This is a genomic window from Enterobacter sp. ECC-249 (assembly GCF_043965265.1).
Lineage (GTDB): Bacteria > Pseudomonadota > Gammaproteobacteria > Enterobacterales > Enterobacteriaceae > Enterobacter > Enterobacter quasiroggenkampii.
On sequence record NZ_CP143660.1, the window covers coordinates 144,411 to 157,961 of the forward strand.

Consider the following 13,551-nt stretch of genomic DNA (forward strand, 5'->3'; position numbering starts at 1 on the left):
AACCTTAACCTGTGATCCGGTTACTCGTCAGCAATGCTTGCCGGTGGCCAGTTTTCCAGGCGCATGCCCAGAGACAGACCACGTGAAGCCAGCACGTCTTTAATCTCAGTAAGAGATTTTTTACCCAGGTTCGGCGTTTTCAGCAACTCAACCTCGGTACGCTGTACCAGATCACCGATATAGTGGATAGCTTCTGCCTTGAGGCAGTTAGCAGAGCGGACAGTCAATTCGAGATCGTCAACAGGGCGCAGCAGGATCGGATCGAATTCTGGTTTCTCTTCTTTCACTTCCGGCTGACGTACATCACGTAAGTCAACGAAAGCTTCCAGTTGTTCTGCCAGGATGGTCGCCGCACGACGAATCGCCTCTTCAGGATCGATTGTGCCATTGGTTTCCATTTCGATGACCAGCTTGTCCAGGTCGGTACGCTGTTCTACACGCGCTGCTTCAACATTGTAGGCAATACGCTCTACAGGGCTGTAGCATGCGTCGACCAGCAGACGGCCGATTGGGCGCTCATCTTCTTCCGAATGAATTCGGGCAGAAGCCGGCACATAACCACGACCGCGCTGAACTTTGATACGCATGCTAATAGCTGCGTTCTCATCGGTCAGGTGGCAGATCACGTGCTGCGGCTTGACGATTTCAACATCACCGTCGTGGGTGATGTCGGCTGCAGTCACAGGGCCAATGCCAGATTTATTCAGAGTAAGAATAACTTCATCTTTACCCTGAACTCTCACCGCCAGCCCTTTCAGGTTGAGCAGGATTTCAAGGATATCTTCCTGAACGCCTTCTTTGGTGCTGTACTCATGAAGTACACCATCAATCTCAACCTCGGTCACCGCGCAACCCGGCATCGATGAGAGCAGAATACGGCGCAGTGCGTTACCCAGAGTATGGCCAAAGCCACGCTCTAAAGGCTCAAGGGTCACCTTGGCGTGCGTCGAACTCACTTGCTCGATATCTACCAGGCGCGGTTTTAGAAACTCTGTCACAGAACCCTGCATTGTGTCCTCTCTTTGGTACTAAGCTTTACTTGGAGTAAAGCTCGACGATCAGGTGTTCGTTAATGTCCGCAGACAGATCAGAACGTTCTGGCTGACGCTTGAACGTACCTTCCATCTTGCCAGCATCAACTTCCAGCCAGGTTGGCTTTTCACGCTGCTCAGCCAGCTCCAGAGCGGCCTTCACGCGAGATTGCTTTTTCGCTTTCTCACGAATGCTAACAACGTCATTCGCTTTAACCTGATAAGAAGCGATGTTAACAACACGACCGTTTACCATGATTGCTTTGTGGCTAACCAGCTGACGTGATTCAGCACGAGTAGCGCCGAAGCCCATACGGTATACAACGTTGTCCAGACGACCTTCCAGCAGAGCCAGCAGGTTTTCACCTGTGTTGCCTTTCAGACGTGCTGCTTCTTTATAGTAGTTACGGAACTGACGCTCCAGCACACCGTACATACGGCGAACTTTTTGCTTTTCACGCAACTGCACACCATAGTCAGACAGACGCGGTTTACGCGCACCGTGCTGGCCAGGAGCTTGTTCAATTTTACACTTGGTATCGATCGCGCGAACGCCAGACTTAAGGAATAAGTCGGTGCCCTCACGACGGCTCAGCTTGAGCTTAGGACCCAAATATCTTGCCATTTTCTATCTCCAACTAACCTAAAAAACGGAGCGTTATACGCGACGTTTTTTCGGCGGACGACAACCGTTATGAGGGATCGGAGTCACATCAGTAATATTCGTGATGCGGAAACCAGCGGCGTTCAGAGCGCGAACAGTAGATTCACGACCCGGACCCGGACCTTTAACCATAACTTCCAGATTCTTGATGCCGTATTCTTTTACGGCTTCTGCGCAACGCTCTGCTGCAACCTGAGCTGCGAACGGAGTGGATTTGCGAGAACCACGGAAACCGGAACCACCGGCTGTTGCCCAACCCAATGCGTTACCCTGACGATCAGTAATAGTAACGATGGTGTTGTTGAAAGAAGCATGGATATGAGCCACGCCGTCAGAGACTTGTTTTCTTACACGTTTACGTGCACGAACTGGTGCCTTTGCCATTATTCAATCACCCCGATTATTTCTTGATCGGTTTGCGCGGACCCTTACGGGTACGTGCGTTGGTCTTAGTACGCTGACCGCGCACTGGCAGACCACGACGATGACGCAAACCGCGATAGCAACCAAGATCCATCAGGCGCTTGATGCTCATGCTGATTTCACGGCGCAGATCACCTTCAACGACAAATTTGGCAACTTCGTCACGCAGCGTGTCGATTTGTTCTTCAGACAGCTCACTGATCTTAACATCTTCAGCGATACCCGCTGCAGCCAGAATGGCTTTAGAACGGGTCTTGCCGACGCCGTAGATCGAAGTTAATGCGATCACAGCATGTTTCTGATCAGGAATGTTAATGCCTGCTATACGGGCCACTATGCACTCCTACTATTTAATATGTACGCACCATGCTGAAAAGCCCGTTTTCAGGATACTCAAATGGAAACGTACAGACATACAAAAGATTGGCTGGCTAATCTAGCCAGCTCAACCCAACTTTGCAAGAAAAATATGCGAAATAATCAGCCTTGGCGCTGTTTATGCTTCGGCTCGGCACTGCAAATCACACGGATGACACCATCACGCTTAACGATTTTGCAGTTACGGCATAATTTCTTGACGGAAGCACGAACTTTCATTTTTACTCTCCGTAACTTCTCAGGCGACCATTTAGCGGCCGTAGCCTTTCAGGTTCGCCTTCTTCAATGCAGACTCATACTGACTGGACATCATCAGAGTTTGCACTTGAGCCATAAAGTCCATAATCACGACAACAACGATAAGCAGTGAGGTCCCACCGAAGTAGAACGGTACTTTCATTGCATCACGCATGAACTCCGGGATCAGGCAGATAAAAGTAATATAAAGCGCACCAACCAAAGTCAGGCGAGTCATTACTTTATCGATATACTTCGCCGTTTGCTCTCCCGGACGAATTCCTGGTACAAATGCACCGGACTTCTTCAGGTTATCTGCTGTTTCACGCGGGTTGAAGACCAACGCCGTGTAGAAGAAACAGAAGAAGATGATCGCAGACGCATAGAGTAACACATAAAGTGGTTGCCCAGGCTGCAAATACAGCGAAATTGTTGTCAGCCAGTTCCAACCAGTACCGCCCCCGAACCATGACGCGATGGTTGCCGGGAACAGAATAATACTGGAAGCGAAGATAGCCGGGATAACCCCCGCCATGTTCACTTTCAGCGGTAAATGTGTGCTCTGTGCAGCATAGACACGACGACCCTGCTGACGTTTCGCGTAGTTCACCACAATGCGGCGTTGACCACGTTCAACGAAGACAACAAAGAACGTCACTGCAAATACTAATACTGCAACCAACAGCAACAGGAGGAAGTGCAGGTCGCCTTGACGCGCTTGCTCGATAGTATGGGCGATGGCTGGCGGGAGGCCCGCAACAATACCGGCAAAGATAATGATTGAGATACCGTTTCCGATACCACGCTCAGTAATCTGTTCGCCGAGCCACATCAGGAACATAGTCCCTGTGACCAGACTTACAACAGCGGTGAAGTAGAATGCAAAGCCCGGGTTTAACACCAGGCCCTGCATACCAGGCATATTCGGCAGACCGGTAGCAATACCGATCGACTGGAATATTGCCAGCACCAGAGTACCGTAACGGGTGTACTGACTAATCTTACGACGTCCAGACTCCCCTTCTTTCTTCAACTCTGCCAGGGCCGGATGAACGACCGTCAGCAGCTGGATAATAATAGATGCCGAAATGTACGGCATAATACCCAATGCAAAGATAGAAGCACGGCTGAGAGCACCACCAGAGAACATGTTGAACATTTCAATGATGGTGCCTCGCTGTTGCTCAAGCAGTTTGGCAAGTACAGCGGCATCGATACCAGGGATCGGAATAAAAGAGCCAATACGGAACACAATCAGCGCGCCGATAACAAACAGCAGTCTGCGTTTCAGCTCGCCAAATCCACCTTTGGCACTTTGAAAATCTAATCCCGGTTGCTTAGCCATCTGCTACTTATTCCTCAATTTTACCGCCAGCAGCTTCGATAGCAGCACGAGCACCTTTAGTAACACGCAGGCCACGAACAGTTACCGGAGTAGAAACTTCACCAGCCAGGATCACTTTCGCGAACTCGATCTGGATACCGATAATGTTTGCTGCTTTCAGCGTGTTCAGGTCTACAACGCCGCCTTCAACTTTCGCCAGGTCAGACAGACGGATTTCCGCTGTGATCGCTGCTTTGCGAGAGGTGAAGCCGAACTTCGGCAGACGACGGTACAGTGGCATCTGGCCACCCTCGAAACCGCGACGTACGCCACCGCCAGAACGAGAGTTCTGACCTTTGTGACCACGACCACCGGTTTTGCCGAGGCCAGAACCGATACCACGACCCAGGCGTTTACCCGCCTTTTTAGAGCCTTCGGCCGGAGACAGAGTATTTAAACGCATCTCTTACTCCTCAACTTTAACCATGAAGTAAACCGCGTTGACCATACCACGAACAGCAGGAGTATCCTCGCGCTCAACGGTATGACCAATACGACGCAGACCCAGGCCAAGCAGCGTTGCCTTGTGTTTCGGCAGACGACCGATTGCACTGCGGGTTTGAGTGATTTTAATAGTCTTTGCCATGGTCAATTACCCCAGAATTTCTTCAACGGATTTACCACGCTTGGCAGCGACCATTTCTGGAGAATTCATATTTTCCAGGCCATCAATAGTTGCACGAACCACGTTGATCGGGTTGGTGGAACCATATGCTTTGGCCAGAACGTTATGAACCCCAGCAACTTCCAGAACGGCGCGCATTGCACCACCGGCGATGATACCGGTACCTTCTGAAGCTGGCTGCATGAATACACGAGAACCCGTGTGAACACCTTTAACTGGGTGCTGCAGGGTGCCGTTGTTCAGCGCGACGTTAATCATATTGCGACGGGCTTTTTCCATCGCTTTCTGGATCGCTGCTGGAACTTCACGCGCTTTACCGTAACCAAAACCAACGCGACCGTTACCATCGCCTACTACAGTCAGAGCTGTGAAGGAGAAAATACGACCACCTTTAACGGTTTTAGATACGCGGTTTACCGCGATCAGCTTTTCCTGCAGTTCGCCAGCCTGTTTTTCGATGTGAGCCATCTTACACCTCTACCTTAGAACTGAAGGCCAGCTTCACGGGCAGCATCTGCCAGTGCCTGGACACGACCATGATATTGGAACCCGGAACGGTCAAAGGAAACATTGCTGATGCCTTTTTCCAGAGCGCGTTCAGCAACAGCTTTACCTACAGCTGCAGCGGCGTCTTTGTTACCGGTGTACTTCAATTGTTCTGAGATAGCTTTTTCTACAGTAGAAGCAGCTACCAGAACTTCAGAACCGTTCGGTGCAATTACCTGTGCGTAAATATGACGCGGGGTACGATGTACCACCAGGCGAGTTGCACCCAGCTCTTTGAGCTTGCGGCGTGCGCGGGTCGCACGACGGATACGAGCAGATTTCTTATCCATAGTGTTACCTTACTTCTTCTTAGCCTCTTTGGTACGCACGACTTCGTCGGCGTAACGAACACCCTTGCCTTTGTAAGGCTCAGGACGACGGTAGGCGCGCAGATCTGCTGCAACCTGACCGATCAGCTGTTTATCAGCGCCTTTCAGCACGATTTCAGTTTGAGTCGGGCATTCTGCAGTGATACCGGCCGGCAGCGGATGCTCAACAGGGTGTGAGAAGCCCAGTGACAGGCCTACTGCATTCCCTTTGATAGCTGCACGATAACCTACACCAACCAGCTGAAGCTTTTTAGTGAAGCCTTCGGTAACACCAACAACCATTGAGTTCAGCAGGGCACGCGCGGTACCAGCCTGAGCCCATCCATCCACGAAACCATCACGTGGACCGAAGGTCAGAGCGTTATCTGCATGTTTAACTTCAACAGCTTTGTTGAGGGTACGAGTCAGCTCGCCGTTTTTACCTTTGATCGTAATAACCTGACCGTCGATTTTTACATCAACGCCGGCAGGAATAACGACCGGTGCTTTAGCAACACGAGACATTCTTTCCTCCGATTAGGCTACGTAGCAGATAATTTCGCCACCAAGACCAGCCTGGCGCGCTGCACGATCAGTCATAACACCTTTAGAGGTAGAAACAACTGCGATACCAAGACCAGCCATAACTTTTGGCAGCTCATCTTTTTTCTTATAGATGCGCAGGCCTGGGCGGCTGACACGCTGAATGCTTTCTACAACAGCTTTACCCTGGAAATACTTGAGAGTAAGTTCCAGTTCCGGCTTGGTGTCGCCTTCAACTTTAAAATCTTCGATAAAACCTTCTTCCTTCAGCACGTTGGCAATTGCCACTTTCAGCTTGGCGGAAGGCATGGTGACCGCAACTTTGTTCGCGGCCTGACCGTTACGGATACGGGTCAGCATATCCGCGATCGGATCTTGCATGCTCATCTGTCTTTACTCCCGTGATTCAATTGGTAATTACCAGCTAGCCTTTTTCAAGCCTGGCACTTCACCGCGCATAGCGGCTTCACGCAGTTTGATACGGCTCAACCCAAACTTGCCCACATAACCATGTGGACGACCTGTTTGACGACAGCGGTTACGCTGACGAGACGGGCTGGAATCACGCGGCAGAGACTGCAGCTTGAGAACCGCATTCCAACGATCTTCGTCGGAAGCGTTCACATCAGAAATGATCGCTTTCAGTTCAGCGCGTTTAGCGAAGAATTTATCAGCTAAAGCTACGCGCTTTACTTCGCGTGCTTTCATTGATTGCTTAGCCATTCAGTAACCCTACCTTACTTGCGGAACGGGAAGTCAAAGGCAGCCAGCAGAGCACGGCCTTCTTCGTCAGATTTCGCAGTAGTGGTAATGGTAATATCCAAACCACGCACGCGGTCGACTTTATCGTAGTCGATTTCTGGGAAGATGATCTGCTCACGGACACCCATGCTGTAGTTACCACGACCGTCGAAAGACTTAGCGGACAAGCCACGGAAGTCACGGATACGTGGAACAGCAATAGTGATCAGGCGCTCAAAGAACTCCCACATGCGTTCGCCACGCAGAGTTACTTTACAGCCGATCGGATAGCCCTGACGGATTTTGAAGCCTGCAACAGATTTGCGTGCTTTGGTGATCAGCGGTTTTTGACCGGAGATTGCTGTCAGGTCAGCTGCTGCATTATCCAGCAGTTTCTTGTCAGCGATCGCTTCACCAACACCCATGTTCAGGGTGATCTTCTCGACCCGAGGGACTTGCATGACAGAATTGTAGTTAAACTCAGTCATGAGTTTGTTAACTACTTCGTCTTTGTAGTAATCATGCAGTTTCGCCATCGTACTACTCCAAATTACTTGATAGTTTCGCTGTTAGACTTGAAGAAACGGACTTTTTTGCCGTCTTCGAATCTAAAGCCTACACGGTCAGCCTTGCCGGTAGCCGCATTGAAGATTGCAACGTTAGAAACCTGAATAGCAGCTTCTTTTTCAACGATGCCACCTGGTTGGTTCAGGGCCGGAACCGGCTTCTGATGTTTCTTAACCAGGTTGATACCTTCAACGACAAGTTTGCCGGAAGACAGAACATTTTTTACTTTACCGCGTTTACCTTTATCTTTACCGGTTAACACGATAACTTCGTCATCACGACGGATTTTCGCTGCCATGATTCGCTCCTTAGAGTACTTCTGGTGCCAGAGAGATAATTTTCATGAACTTCTCAGTACGAAGTTCACGAGTTACCGGCCCAAAGATACGCGTGCCGATAGGCTGCTCGCTGTTATTGTTTAAAATAACGCATGCATTACCATCGAAGCGAATGACAGAACCGTCAGGGCGACGAACACCCTTCTTGGTGCGCACCACTACCGCCTTCAGCACATCACCTTTTTTGACCTTACCACGTGGAATTGCTTCCTTGATGGTGATCTTGATGATGTCGCCTACGCCTGCGTAGCGACGGTGCGAGCCACCCAGAACCTTGATACACATTACGCGACGTGCACCGGAGTTGTCGGCGACGTTCAGCATAGTCTGTTCTTGGATCATTTTAGTGCTCCGCTAATGTCAACTACTACCTGAGACTCTAAAATCAGAGCCGTTAAAAAGCCCCATATCGAGGGCGCGGCATTATAACACCGCTTCTGCAATATGGGTAGAAAAAATAAACGGCTCATCGCTGAGCCGTTTATTCGTATTGAGAAGGCGTACTGTATTACAGAACCGCTTTCTCTACAACGCGAACCAGCGTCCAGGACTTAGTCTTGGACAGTGGACGGCATTCACGGATTTCAACCTTGTCGCCGATACCACATTCGTTGTTCTCGTCATGTACGTGCAGTTTGGTCGTACGCTTGATGAATTTACCGTAGATCGGGTGTTTCACAATACGTTCGATAGCTACAACAATGGATTTCTCCATTTTGTCGCTAACAACACGACCTTGCAGAGTACGGATTTTATCGGTCATTACGCACCCGCCTTCTGAGTCAGTAAAGTCTTAACGCGTGCAACATTGCGACGCACTTGCTTCAGCAGGTGAGTCTGTTGCAGCTGGCCACTTGCAGCCTGCATACGCAGGTTGAACTGCTCACGCAGCAGGTTCAGCAGCTCAGCGTTCAGCTCTTCAACGCTTTTTTCACGCAGCTCTTTTGCTTTCATTACATCACCGTCTTAGTTACAAAGGTGGTTTTGATAGGCAGTTTCGCTGCTGCCAGGCCGAAGGCTTCACGGGCCAGCTCTTCCGGAACACCGTCCATTTCATACAGGACTTTGCCCGGTTGGATCAAGGCAACCCAGTACTCCACGTTACCTTTACCTTTACCCATACGAACTTCCAGCGGCTTCTCGGTGATCGGTTTGTCCGGGAATACACGGATCCAGATCTTACCTTGACGCTTAACTGCACGGGTCATTGCACGACGTGCTGCTTCGATCTGACGTGCAGTCAGACGACCACGGCCAACAGCTTTCAGACCGAAAGTGCCGAAGCTAACATCCGTACCCTGCGCCAGACCACGGTTGCGGCCTTTGTGCACTTTACGGAATTTTGTACGCTTTGGTTGTAACATCAGCGACGCTCCTTATTTACGGCCTTTACGCTGCTGCTTTTTAGGTTGAGCAGCCGGTTTTTCCGGTTGTTCAACAGCAGCCATACCACCCAGGATCTCACCTTTGAAGATCCATACCTTAACGCCGATTACACCGTAAGTGGTGTGCGCTTCAGAGGTGTTGTAGTCGATGTCAGCACGCAGAGTGTGCAGCGGTACGCGACCTTCACGGTACCATTCGGTACGTGCGATTTCCGCGCCGCCCAGACGGCCGCTAACTTCAACTTTGATACCTTTAGCGCCCAGACGCATTGCGTTCTGTACAGCACGCTTCATAGCACGACGGAACATAACACGACGTTCCAGCTGTGAAGTGATGCTGTCAGCAACCAATTTAGCGTCCAGTTCAGGCTTACGAACTTCAGCGATATTGATCTGTGCAGGAACGCCAGCGATATCCGCTACGACCTTGCGCAGTTTTTCTACGTCTTCGCCTTTCTTACCGATAACGATGCCAGGACGAGCAGTGTGAATAGTCACACGGATGCTCTTCGCTGGACGCTCGATAACGATACGAGATACAGACGCTTTAGCCAGTTCCTTAGTCAGGTACTGACGTACTTTAAAATCGCTGTCCAGGTTGTCAGCGAATTCTTTGGTGTTCGCAAACCAGGTAGAGTTCCATGGTTTTACAATACCCAGGCGAATACCATTAGGATGTACTTTCTGACCCATTGCTAGTCTCCAGAGTCTCAGCGATCGGACACAACCACAGTAATGTGGCTGGTGCGCTTCAGGATGCGATCTGCACGACCTTTCGCACGCGGCATAATGCGCTTCATGCTTGGGCCTTCATCTACGAAAATTTTCGCGACTTTCAGATCGTCGATGTCAGCGCCATCGTTGTGTTCAGCGTTAGCAATGGCAGATTCCAGTACTTTCTTGACCAATACCGCAGCTTTCTTGTTGGTATAGGTCAGGATGTCCAGGGCCTGCGACACTTTCTTACCGCGAATCAGGTCAGCAACAAGGCGAACCTTCTGAGCAGAAGAACGAGCATGGCGATGTTGAGCTAAAGTTTCCATCTCTTCCTCCTACCTTATTTCTTCTTCGCTTTTTTATCAGCAGCGTGGCCGCGATAAGTACGAGTCGGTGCGAATTCACCCAGTTTGTGACCAACCATTTCGTCGGTAACAAAGACTGGAACGTGCTGACGACCATTATGGACAGCGATGGTCAAACCGATCATGTTAGGAAAGATCGTTGAACGACGGGACCAAGTGCGCAGGGGCTTCTTGTCTCCGCTTTCCACCGCTTTCTCTACCTTCTTCAGCAAGTGCAGGTCAATAAAAGGACCTTTCTTGAGAGAACGTGGCATGGCTTATCCTCTAAAATTATTTGCTACGGCGACGTACGATAAATTTATCAGTACGCTTGTTGCTGCGGGTCTTCTTACCTTTGGTCTGAACGCCCCACGGAGTTACCGGGTGCTTACCAAAGTTACGACCTTCACCACCACCATGTGGGTGGTCGACTGGGTTCATCGCAGTACCGCGAACGGTAGGACGAACACCACGCCAGCGTGCAGCACCTGCTTTACCCAGAACGCGCAGCATATGCTCAGCATTGCCAACTTCGCCCAGAGTAGCGCGGCAGTCTGCTTCTACTTTACGCATTTCACCAGAACGCAGACGCAGGGTGACATAAGCACCATCACGAGCAACGATCTGAACGTAAGTACCAGCGGAACGTGCCAGCTGACCGCCTTTACCTGGTTTCATTTCTACGTTATGAACGGTAGAACCAACCGGGATATTGCGCATCGGCAGGGTGTTGCCTGCTTTGATTGCAGCATCAACGCCAGACTGAATCTGGTCGCCAGCTTTCAGGCCTTTAGGGGCCAGGATGTAACGGCGTTCGCCGTCTTTGTACAGAACCAGCGCGATGTTCGCGGAACGGTTCGGATCGTACTCAAGACGTTCAACAACTGCTGGGATACCGTCTTTGTTGCGTTTGAAGTCAACAATACGATAAGCCTGCTTGTGGCCACCACCGATGTGACGAGTGGTGATACGGCCATTGTTGTTACGACCACCGGATTTGCTGTTTTTTTCCAGCAACGGAGCAAAAGGTTTGCCCTTGTGCAGCTCAGGGTTAACCACTTTAACTACGTGGCGACGACCCGGAGATGTCGGTTTACATTTAACAACTGCCATTGTATTACTCCTCCGACTTACTCAGCGCCGCCAACGAAGTCCAGATTCTGGCCTTCTTTCAGGGTGACGTAAGCTTTTTTCCAGTCGCTACGACGACCGATACGCTGTCCGTGACGTTTAACTTTCCCTTTAACTACCAGGGTGTTAACGACTTCGACTTCGACTTCAAACAGTTTCTGCACAGCAGCTTTGATCTCTGCTTTGGTCGCGTCTTTAGCAACTTTGAGAACGATGGTGTTTGTTTTTTCCATCGCAGTAGACGCTTTTTCAGAAACGTGCGGTGCGCGAAGCACCTTCAGCAGACGTTCTTCACGAATCATGCCAGCATCTCCTCAACTTGCTTAACAGCATCAGCAGTCATTACGACTTTGTCGAAGGCGATCAGGCTAACCGGGTCGATACCAGTCGCATCGCGTACGTCAACCTTGTGCAGGTTACGTGCGGCCAGGAACAGGTTCTCGTCCAGCTCACCGGTGATGATCAGCACATCTTCCAGAGCCATGTCTTTCAGTTTCTGTGCCAGCAGCTTAGTTTTAGGCGCTTCTACAGAGAACTTCTCGACAACGATCAGACGATCCTGACGTACCAGTTCGGACAGGATGCTTTTCAGCGCGCCGCGGTACATCTTTTTGTTAACTTTTTGACTGTGGTCCTGTGGACGCGCAGCGAAGGTCACGCCACCTGAACGCCAGATCGGGCTCTTGATAGAACCTGAACGCGCACGGCCGGTACCTTTCTGGCGCCATGGCTTTTTGCCAGAACCAGTTACTTCAGCACGAGTCTTCTGAGCACGAGTACCCTGACGAGCACCAGCTGCATAAGCAACAACAACCTGGTGAACCAGCGCTTCGTTGAAATCACGACCGAAGGTAGTTTCGGAAACAGTCAGCGCGCTCTGCGCGTCTTTCAATACTAATTCCATTGCTATCCCCTTACGCCTTCACAGCTGGTTTAACGATCAGGTCGCTACCGGTTGCACCCGGAACTGCACCTTTAACCAGCAGCAGGTTGCGCTCAGCGTCAACACGTACTACGTCCAGGCTCTGAACGGTTACACGTTCGTTACCCAGCTGACCTGCCATTTTCTTGCCTTTGAACACTTTGCCCGGAGTCTGGTTCTGACCGATAGAACCCGGAACGCGGTGAGACAAGGAGTTACCGTGGGTAGCGTCCTGGGTACGGAAGTTCCAGCGCTTAACGGTACCAGCAAAACCTTTACCTTTAGAGGTACCGGTTACGTCAACTTTTTTAACGTCAGCAAACAGCTCAACGCTAATGTCCTGACCTACGGTGAACTCTTCGCCTTCAGCAAGACGGAATTCCCACAGACCACGGCCAGCTTCTACGCCAGCTTTAGCGAAGTGACCCGCTTCTGGTTTGGTTACACGGTTAGCTTTTTTAGCACCAGTGGTCACCTGAACAGCGCGGTAGCCATCGTTAGCCAGATCTTTAACCTGGGTAACGCGGTTTGCTTCAACTTCGATTACGGTTACTGGGATTGAAACGCCATCTTCAGTGAAGATGCGGGTCATGCCCACTTTTTTACCGACTAAACCAATCATTGTATCAACCTCTCAATCGCTCGATGACCTGATTAACCCAGGCTGATCTGCACGTCTACACCGGCAGCCAGATCCAGACGCATCAGAGCATCAACGGTTTTCTCAGTTGGCTCAACGATGTCAACCAGACGCTTGTGAGTGCGGATTTCGTACTGATCGCGCGCGTCTTTGTTGACGTGCGGAGAGATCAGAACGGTGAAGCGCTCTTTGCGGGTCGGCAGCGGGATCGGACCACGGACTTGCGCACCAGTGCGCTTAGCAGTCTCGACGATTTCCGCGGTTGATTGATCGATCAGACGATGATCAAACGCTTTAAGGCGGATACGGATTCTTTGGTTCTGCATGAGACCAGAGCTCCAATTATTTTATAAACGAAAATGATTACTCCTCAAACCCATTACGATTGATGGGAGAGTGTAACCGTTCTTACGTAGCTCCCCAATTGGGAGCATTGTTGAGTAACAAAATGAGCTACTCTGGTTCTGATTGAACCCGCCGTCAATTACGACAAGCCCCCGCATTATACGTAAATCTGGGCAAGACGCAAGTGCCGTTTAGAAATTAAGCGCCAGAGGCGCAGTTTGCGTAAGGCCACGCAACTTTTTACGTAATGTATCCCTTCCCAATGCTTTGTCTGGAGCCCCT

At 50.5% G+C, this 13,551-nt stretch carries 27 protein-coding genes; all 27 read right to left on the reverse strand.

The window, feature by feature from the left end; translation table 11 throughout:
- Positions 1-20 precede the first annotated feature (20 nt).
- Positions 21-1,010, reverse strand: coding sequence for a DNA-directed RNA polymerase subunit alpha (locus tag V1587_RS00730; protein ID WP_002919219.1), 990 nt, complete (start codon positions 1,008-1,010; stop codon positions 21-23).
- Between the two features lie 25 nt (positions 1,011-1,035).
- Positions 1,036-1,656 (reverse strand): 30S ribosomal protein S4, encoded by a 621-nt coding sequence (rpsD, locus tag V1587_RS00735; protein WP_004868345.1) that lies wholly within the window; start codon positions 1,654-1,656, stop codon positions 1,036-1,038.
- 33 nt (positions 1,657-1,689) lie between these two features.
- Positions 1,690-2,079: a 30S ribosomal protein S11 gene (gene rpsK / locus V1587_RS00740; protein WP_003863312.1), complete on the reverse strand. Its 390-nt coding sequence runs from the start codon at positions 2,077-2,079 to the stop codon at positions 1,690-1,692.
- Between the two features lie 16 nt (positions 2,080-2,095).
- Positions 2,096-2,452, reverse strand: a complete 357-nt coding sequence (gene rpsM, locus V1587_RS00745; protein ID WP_003863308.1) for a 30S ribosomal protein S13 — start codon at positions 2,450-2,452, stop codon at positions 2,096-2,098.
- A 146-nt stretch (positions 2,453-2,598) separates the two neighbouring features.
- Complete coding sequence (rpmJ, locus tag V1587_RS00750; RefSeq protein ID WP_000868187.1) at positions 2,599-2,715, reverse strand: 50S ribosomal protein L36; 117 nt, start codon at positions 2,713-2,715, stop codon at positions 2,599-2,601.
- A 31-nt stretch (positions 2,716-2,746) separates the two neighbouring features.
- On the reverse strand, positions 2,747-4,078 hold the full coding sequence (gene secY, locus V1587_RS00755) for a preprotein translocase subunit SecY (protein WP_003863305.1): 1,332 nt from the start codon (positions 4,076-4,078) through the stop codon (positions 2,747-2,749).
- A 7-nt stretch (positions 4,079-4,085) separates the two neighbouring features.
- A complete protein-coding gene (rplO, locus tag V1587_RS00760; RefSeq protein WP_003863304.1) occupies positions 4,086-4,520 on the reverse strand; it encodes a 50S ribosomal protein L15 in 435 nt (144 codons plus the stop codon).
- A 3-nt stretch (positions 4,521-4,523) separates the two neighbouring features.
- Positions 4,524-4,703, reverse strand: a complete 180-nt coding sequence (gene rpmD / locus V1587_RS00765) for a 50S ribosomal protein L30 (RefSeq protein WP_003863301.1) — start codon at positions 4,701-4,703, stop codon at positions 4,524-4,526.
- A 6-nt stretch (positions 4,704-4,709) separates the two neighbouring features.
- Positions 4,710-5,210: a 30S ribosomal protein S5 gene (gene rpsE / locus V1587_RS00770; RefSeq protein WP_003863299.1), complete on the reverse strand. Its 501-nt coding sequence runs from the start codon at positions 5,208-5,210 to the stop codon at positions 4,710-4,712.
- A gap of 14 nt (positions 5,211-5,224) precedes the next feature.
- Complete coding sequence (gene rplR / locus V1587_RS00775; RefSeq protein WP_003863297.1) at positions 5,225-5,578, reverse strand: 50S ribosomal protein L18; 354 nt, start codon at positions 5,576-5,578, stop codon at positions 5,225-5,227.
- Between the two features lie 9 nt (positions 5,579-5,587).
- Positions 5,588-6,121, reverse strand: a complete 534-nt coding sequence (gene rplF / locus V1587_RS00780) for a 50S ribosomal protein L6 (RefSeq protein ID WP_003863296.1) — start codon at positions 6,119-6,121, stop codon at positions 5,588-5,590.
- Between the two features lie 12 nt (positions 6,122-6,133).
- On the reverse strand, positions 6,134-6,526 hold the full coding sequence (gene rpsH / locus V1587_RS00785) for a 30S ribosomal protein S8 (protein ID WP_006178918.1): 393 nt from the start codon (positions 6,524-6,526) through the stop codon (positions 6,134-6,136).
- Positions 6,527-6,556: 30 nt separating this feature from the next.
- A complete protein-coding gene (gene rpsN / locus V1587_RS00790) occupies positions 6,557-6,862 on the reverse strand; it encodes a 30S ribosomal protein S14 (protein WP_003863291.1) in 306 nt (101 codons plus the stop codon).
- 14 nt (positions 6,863-6,876) lie between these two features.
- Complete coding sequence (rplE, locus tag V1587_RS00795; RefSeq protein ID WP_001096206.1) at positions 6,877-7,416, reverse strand: 50S ribosomal protein L5; 540 nt, start codon at positions 7,414-7,416, stop codon at positions 6,877-6,879.
- Positions 7,417-7,430: 14 nt separating this feature from the next.
- The gene (gene rplX / locus V1587_RS00800; protein WP_003863287.1) at positions 7,431-7,745 is read right to left on the reverse strand and encodes a 50S ribosomal protein L24; all 315 of its coding nucleotides are present in this window, start codon (positions 7,743-7,745) and stop codon (positions 7,431-7,433) included.
- 10 nt (positions 7,746-7,755) lie between these two features.
- Positions 7,756-8,127: a 50S ribosomal protein L14 gene (gene rplN / locus V1587_RS00805; RefSeq protein WP_002919748.1), complete on the reverse strand. Its 372-nt coding sequence runs from the start codon at positions 8,125-8,127 to the stop codon at positions 7,756-7,758.
- A 166-nt stretch (positions 8,128-8,293) separates the two neighbouring features.
- A complete protein-coding gene (gene rpsQ, locus V1587_RS00810) occupies positions 8,294-8,548 on the reverse strand; it encodes a 30S ribosomal protein S17 (RefSeq protein WP_008503489.1) in 255 nt (84 codons plus the stop codon).
- Positions 8,548-8,739, reverse strand: coding sequence for a 50S ribosomal protein L29 (gene rpmC / locus V1587_RS00815; RefSeq protein ID WP_003863282.1), 192 nt, complete (start codon positions 8,737-8,739; stop codon positions 8,548-8,550). The genes rpsQ and rpmC overlap by 1 nt, the downstream gene beginning before the upstream one ends.
- Entirely contained in the window at positions 8,739-9,149 is a 411-nt protein-coding gene (gene rplP, locus V1587_RS00820) for a 50S ribosomal protein L16 (RefSeq protein ID WP_002919759.1), read from the reverse strand. Before rplP ends, rpmC begins: the two co-directional genes overlap by 1 nt.
- Before the next feature lie 12 nt (positions 9,150-9,161).
- Positions 9,162-9,863, reverse strand: a complete 702-nt coding sequence (rpsC, locus tag V1587_RS00825) for a 30S ribosomal protein S3 (protein ID WP_000529945.1) — start codon at positions 9,861-9,863, stop codon at positions 9,162-9,164.
- Between the two features lie 17 nt (positions 9,864-9,880).
- Entirely contained in the window at positions 9,881-10,213 is a 333-nt protein-coding gene (gene rplV, locus V1587_RS00830) for a 50S ribosomal protein L22 (protein ID WP_002919773.1), read from the reverse strand.
- Positions 10,214-10,227: 14 nt separating this feature from the next.
- Positions 10,228-10,506 (reverse strand): 30S ribosomal protein S19, encoded by a 279-nt coding sequence (rpsS, locus tag V1587_RS00835; RefSeq protein ID WP_001138117.1) that lies wholly within the window; start codon positions 10,504-10,506, stop codon positions 10,228-10,230.
- 16 nt (positions 10,507-10,522) lie between these two features.
- Positions 10,523-11,344, reverse strand: coding sequence for a 50S ribosomal protein L2 (gene rplB, locus V1587_RS00840; RefSeq protein ID WP_000301859.1), 822 nt, complete (start codon positions 11,342-11,344; stop codon positions 10,523-10,525).
- A 17-nt stretch (positions 11,345-11,361) separates the two neighbouring features.
- Positions 11,362-11,664 (reverse strand): 50S ribosomal protein L23, encoded by a 303-nt coding sequence (gene rplW, locus V1587_RS00845; RefSeq protein WP_000617546.1) that lies wholly within the window; start codon positions 11,662-11,664, stop codon positions 11,362-11,364.
- Positions 11,661-12,266, reverse strand: a complete 606-nt coding sequence (rplD, locus tag V1587_RS00850) for a 50S ribosomal protein L4 (RefSeq protein ID WP_000424395.1) — start codon at positions 12,264-12,266, stop codon at positions 11,661-11,663. Before rplD ends, rplW begins: the two co-directional genes overlap by 4 nt.
- A 10-nt stretch (positions 12,267-12,276) precedes the next feature.
- The gene (gene rplC / locus V1587_RS00855) at positions 12,277-12,906 is read right to left on the reverse strand and encodes a 50S ribosomal protein L3 (protein ID WP_006178923.1); all 630 of its coding nucleotides are present in this window, start codon (positions 12,904-12,906) and stop codon (positions 12,277-12,279) included.
- Between the two features lie 32 nt (positions 12,907-12,938).
- Entirely contained in the window at positions 12,939-13,250 is a 312-nt protein-coding gene (rpsJ, locus tag V1587_RS00860) for a 30S ribosomal protein S10 (RefSeq protein WP_001181005.1), read from the reverse strand.
- Positions 13,251-13,551: the final 301 nt, after the last annotated feature.

Excerpts from the sequence above, each read along its gene's own strand:
- rplC (WP_006178923.1), bottom strand. The coding sequence starts at position 12,906 with ATGATTGGTTTAGTCGGTAAAAAAGTGGGCATGACCCGCATCTTCACT.
- rpsC (WP_000529945.1), bottom strand. The coding sequence starts at position 9,863 with ATGGGTCAGAAAGTACATCCTAATGGTATTCGCCTGGGTATTGTAAAA.
- V1587_RS00730 (WP_002919219.1), bottom strand. The coding sequence starts at position 1,010 with ATGCAGGGTTCTGTGACAGAGTTTCTAAAACCGCGCCTGGTAGATATC.
- rplX (WP_003863287.1), bottom strand. The coding sequence starts at position 7,745 with ATGGCAGCGAAAATCCGTCGTGATGACGAAGTTATCGTGTTAACCGGT.
- rpsS (WP_001138117.1), bottom strand. The coding sequence starts at position 10,506 with ATGCCACGTTCTCTCAAGAAAGGTCCTTTTATTGACCTGCACTTGCTG.
- rplB (WP_000301859.1), bottom strand. The coding sequence starts at position 11,344 with ATGGCAGTTGTTAAATGTAAACCGACATCTCCGGGTCGTCGCCACGTA.
- rplE (WP_001096206.1), bottom strand. The coding sequence starts at position 7,416 with ATGGCGAAACTGCATGATTACTACAAAGACGAAGTAGTTAACAAACTC.
- rplV (WP_002919773.1), bottom strand. The coding sequence starts at position 10,213 with ATGGAAACTTTAGCTCAACATCGCCATGCTCGTTCTTCTGCTCAGAAG.
- rplO (WP_003863304.1), bottom strand. The coding sequence starts at position 4,520 with ATGCGTTTAAATACTCTGTCTCCGGCCGAAGGCTCTAAAAAGGCGGGT.
- rpsD (WP_004868345.1), bottom strand. The coding sequence starts at position 1,656 with ATGGCAAGATATTTGGGTCCTAAGCTCAAGCTGAGCCGTCGTGAGGGC.
- rpmJ (WP_000868187.1), bottom strand. The coding sequence starts at position 2,715 with ATGAAAGTTCGTGCTTCCGTCAAGAAATTATGCCGTAACTGCAAAATC.
- rpsN (WP_003863291.1), bottom strand. The coding sequence starts at position 6,862 with ATGGCTAAGCAATCAATGAAAGCACGCGAAGTAAAGCGCGTAGCTTTA.
- rpsE (WP_003863299.1), bottom strand. The coding sequence starts at position 5,210 with ATGGCTCACATCGAAAAACAGGCTGGCGAACTGCAGGAAAAGCTGATC.
- rpsJ (WP_001181005.1), bottom strand. The coding sequence starts at position 13,250 with ATGCAGAACCAAAGAATCCGTATCCGCCTTAAAGCGTTTGATCATCGT.
- rpsK (WP_003863312.1), bottom strand. The coding sequence starts at position 2,079 with ATGGCAAAGGCACCAGTTCGTGCACGTAAACGTGTAAGAAAACAAGTC.
- rpsH (WP_006178918.1), bottom strand. The coding sequence starts at position 6,526 with ATGAGCATGCAAGATCCGATCGCGGATATGCTGACCCGTATCCGTAAC.
- rplW (WP_000617546.1), bottom strand. The coding sequence starts at position 11,664 with ATGATTCGTGAAGAACGTCTGCTGAAGGTGCTTCGCGCACCGCACGTT.
- rpsQ (WP_008503489.1), bottom strand. The coding sequence starts at position 8,548 with ATGACCGATAAAATCCGTACTCTGCAAGGTCGTGTTGTTAGCGACAAA.
- rplF (WP_003863296.1), bottom strand. The coding sequence starts at position 6,121 with ATGTCTCGTGTTGCTAAAGCACCGGTCGTTATTCCTGCCGGCGTTGAT.
- rplP (WP_002919759.1), bottom strand. The coding sequence starts at position 9,149 with ATGTTACAACCAAAGCGTACAAAATTCCGTAAAGTGCACAAAGGCCGC.
- rpmC (WP_003863282.1), bottom strand. The coding sequence starts at position 8,739 with ATGAAAGCAAAAGAGCTGCGTGAAAAAAGCGTTGAAGAGCTGAACGCT.
- rplN (WP_002919748.1), bottom strand. The coding sequence starts at position 8,127 with ATGATCCAAGAACAGACTATGCTGAACGTCGCCGACAACTCCGGTGCA.
- rplR (WP_003863297.1), bottom strand. The coding sequence starts at position 5,578 with ATGGATAAGAAATCTGCTCGTATCCGTCGTGCGACCCGCGCACGCCGC.
- rplD (WP_000424395.1), bottom strand. The coding sequence starts at position 12,266 with ATGGAATTAGTATTGAAAGACGCGCAGAGCGCGCTGACTGTTTCCGAA.
- rpmD (WP_003863301.1), bottom strand. The coding sequence starts at position 4,703 with ATGGCAAAGACTATTAAAATCACTCAAACCCGCAGTGCAATCGGTCGT.
- secY (WP_003863305.1), bottom strand. The coding sequence starts at position 4,078 with ATGGCTAAGCAACCGGGATTAGATTTTCAAAGTGCCAAAGGTGGATTT.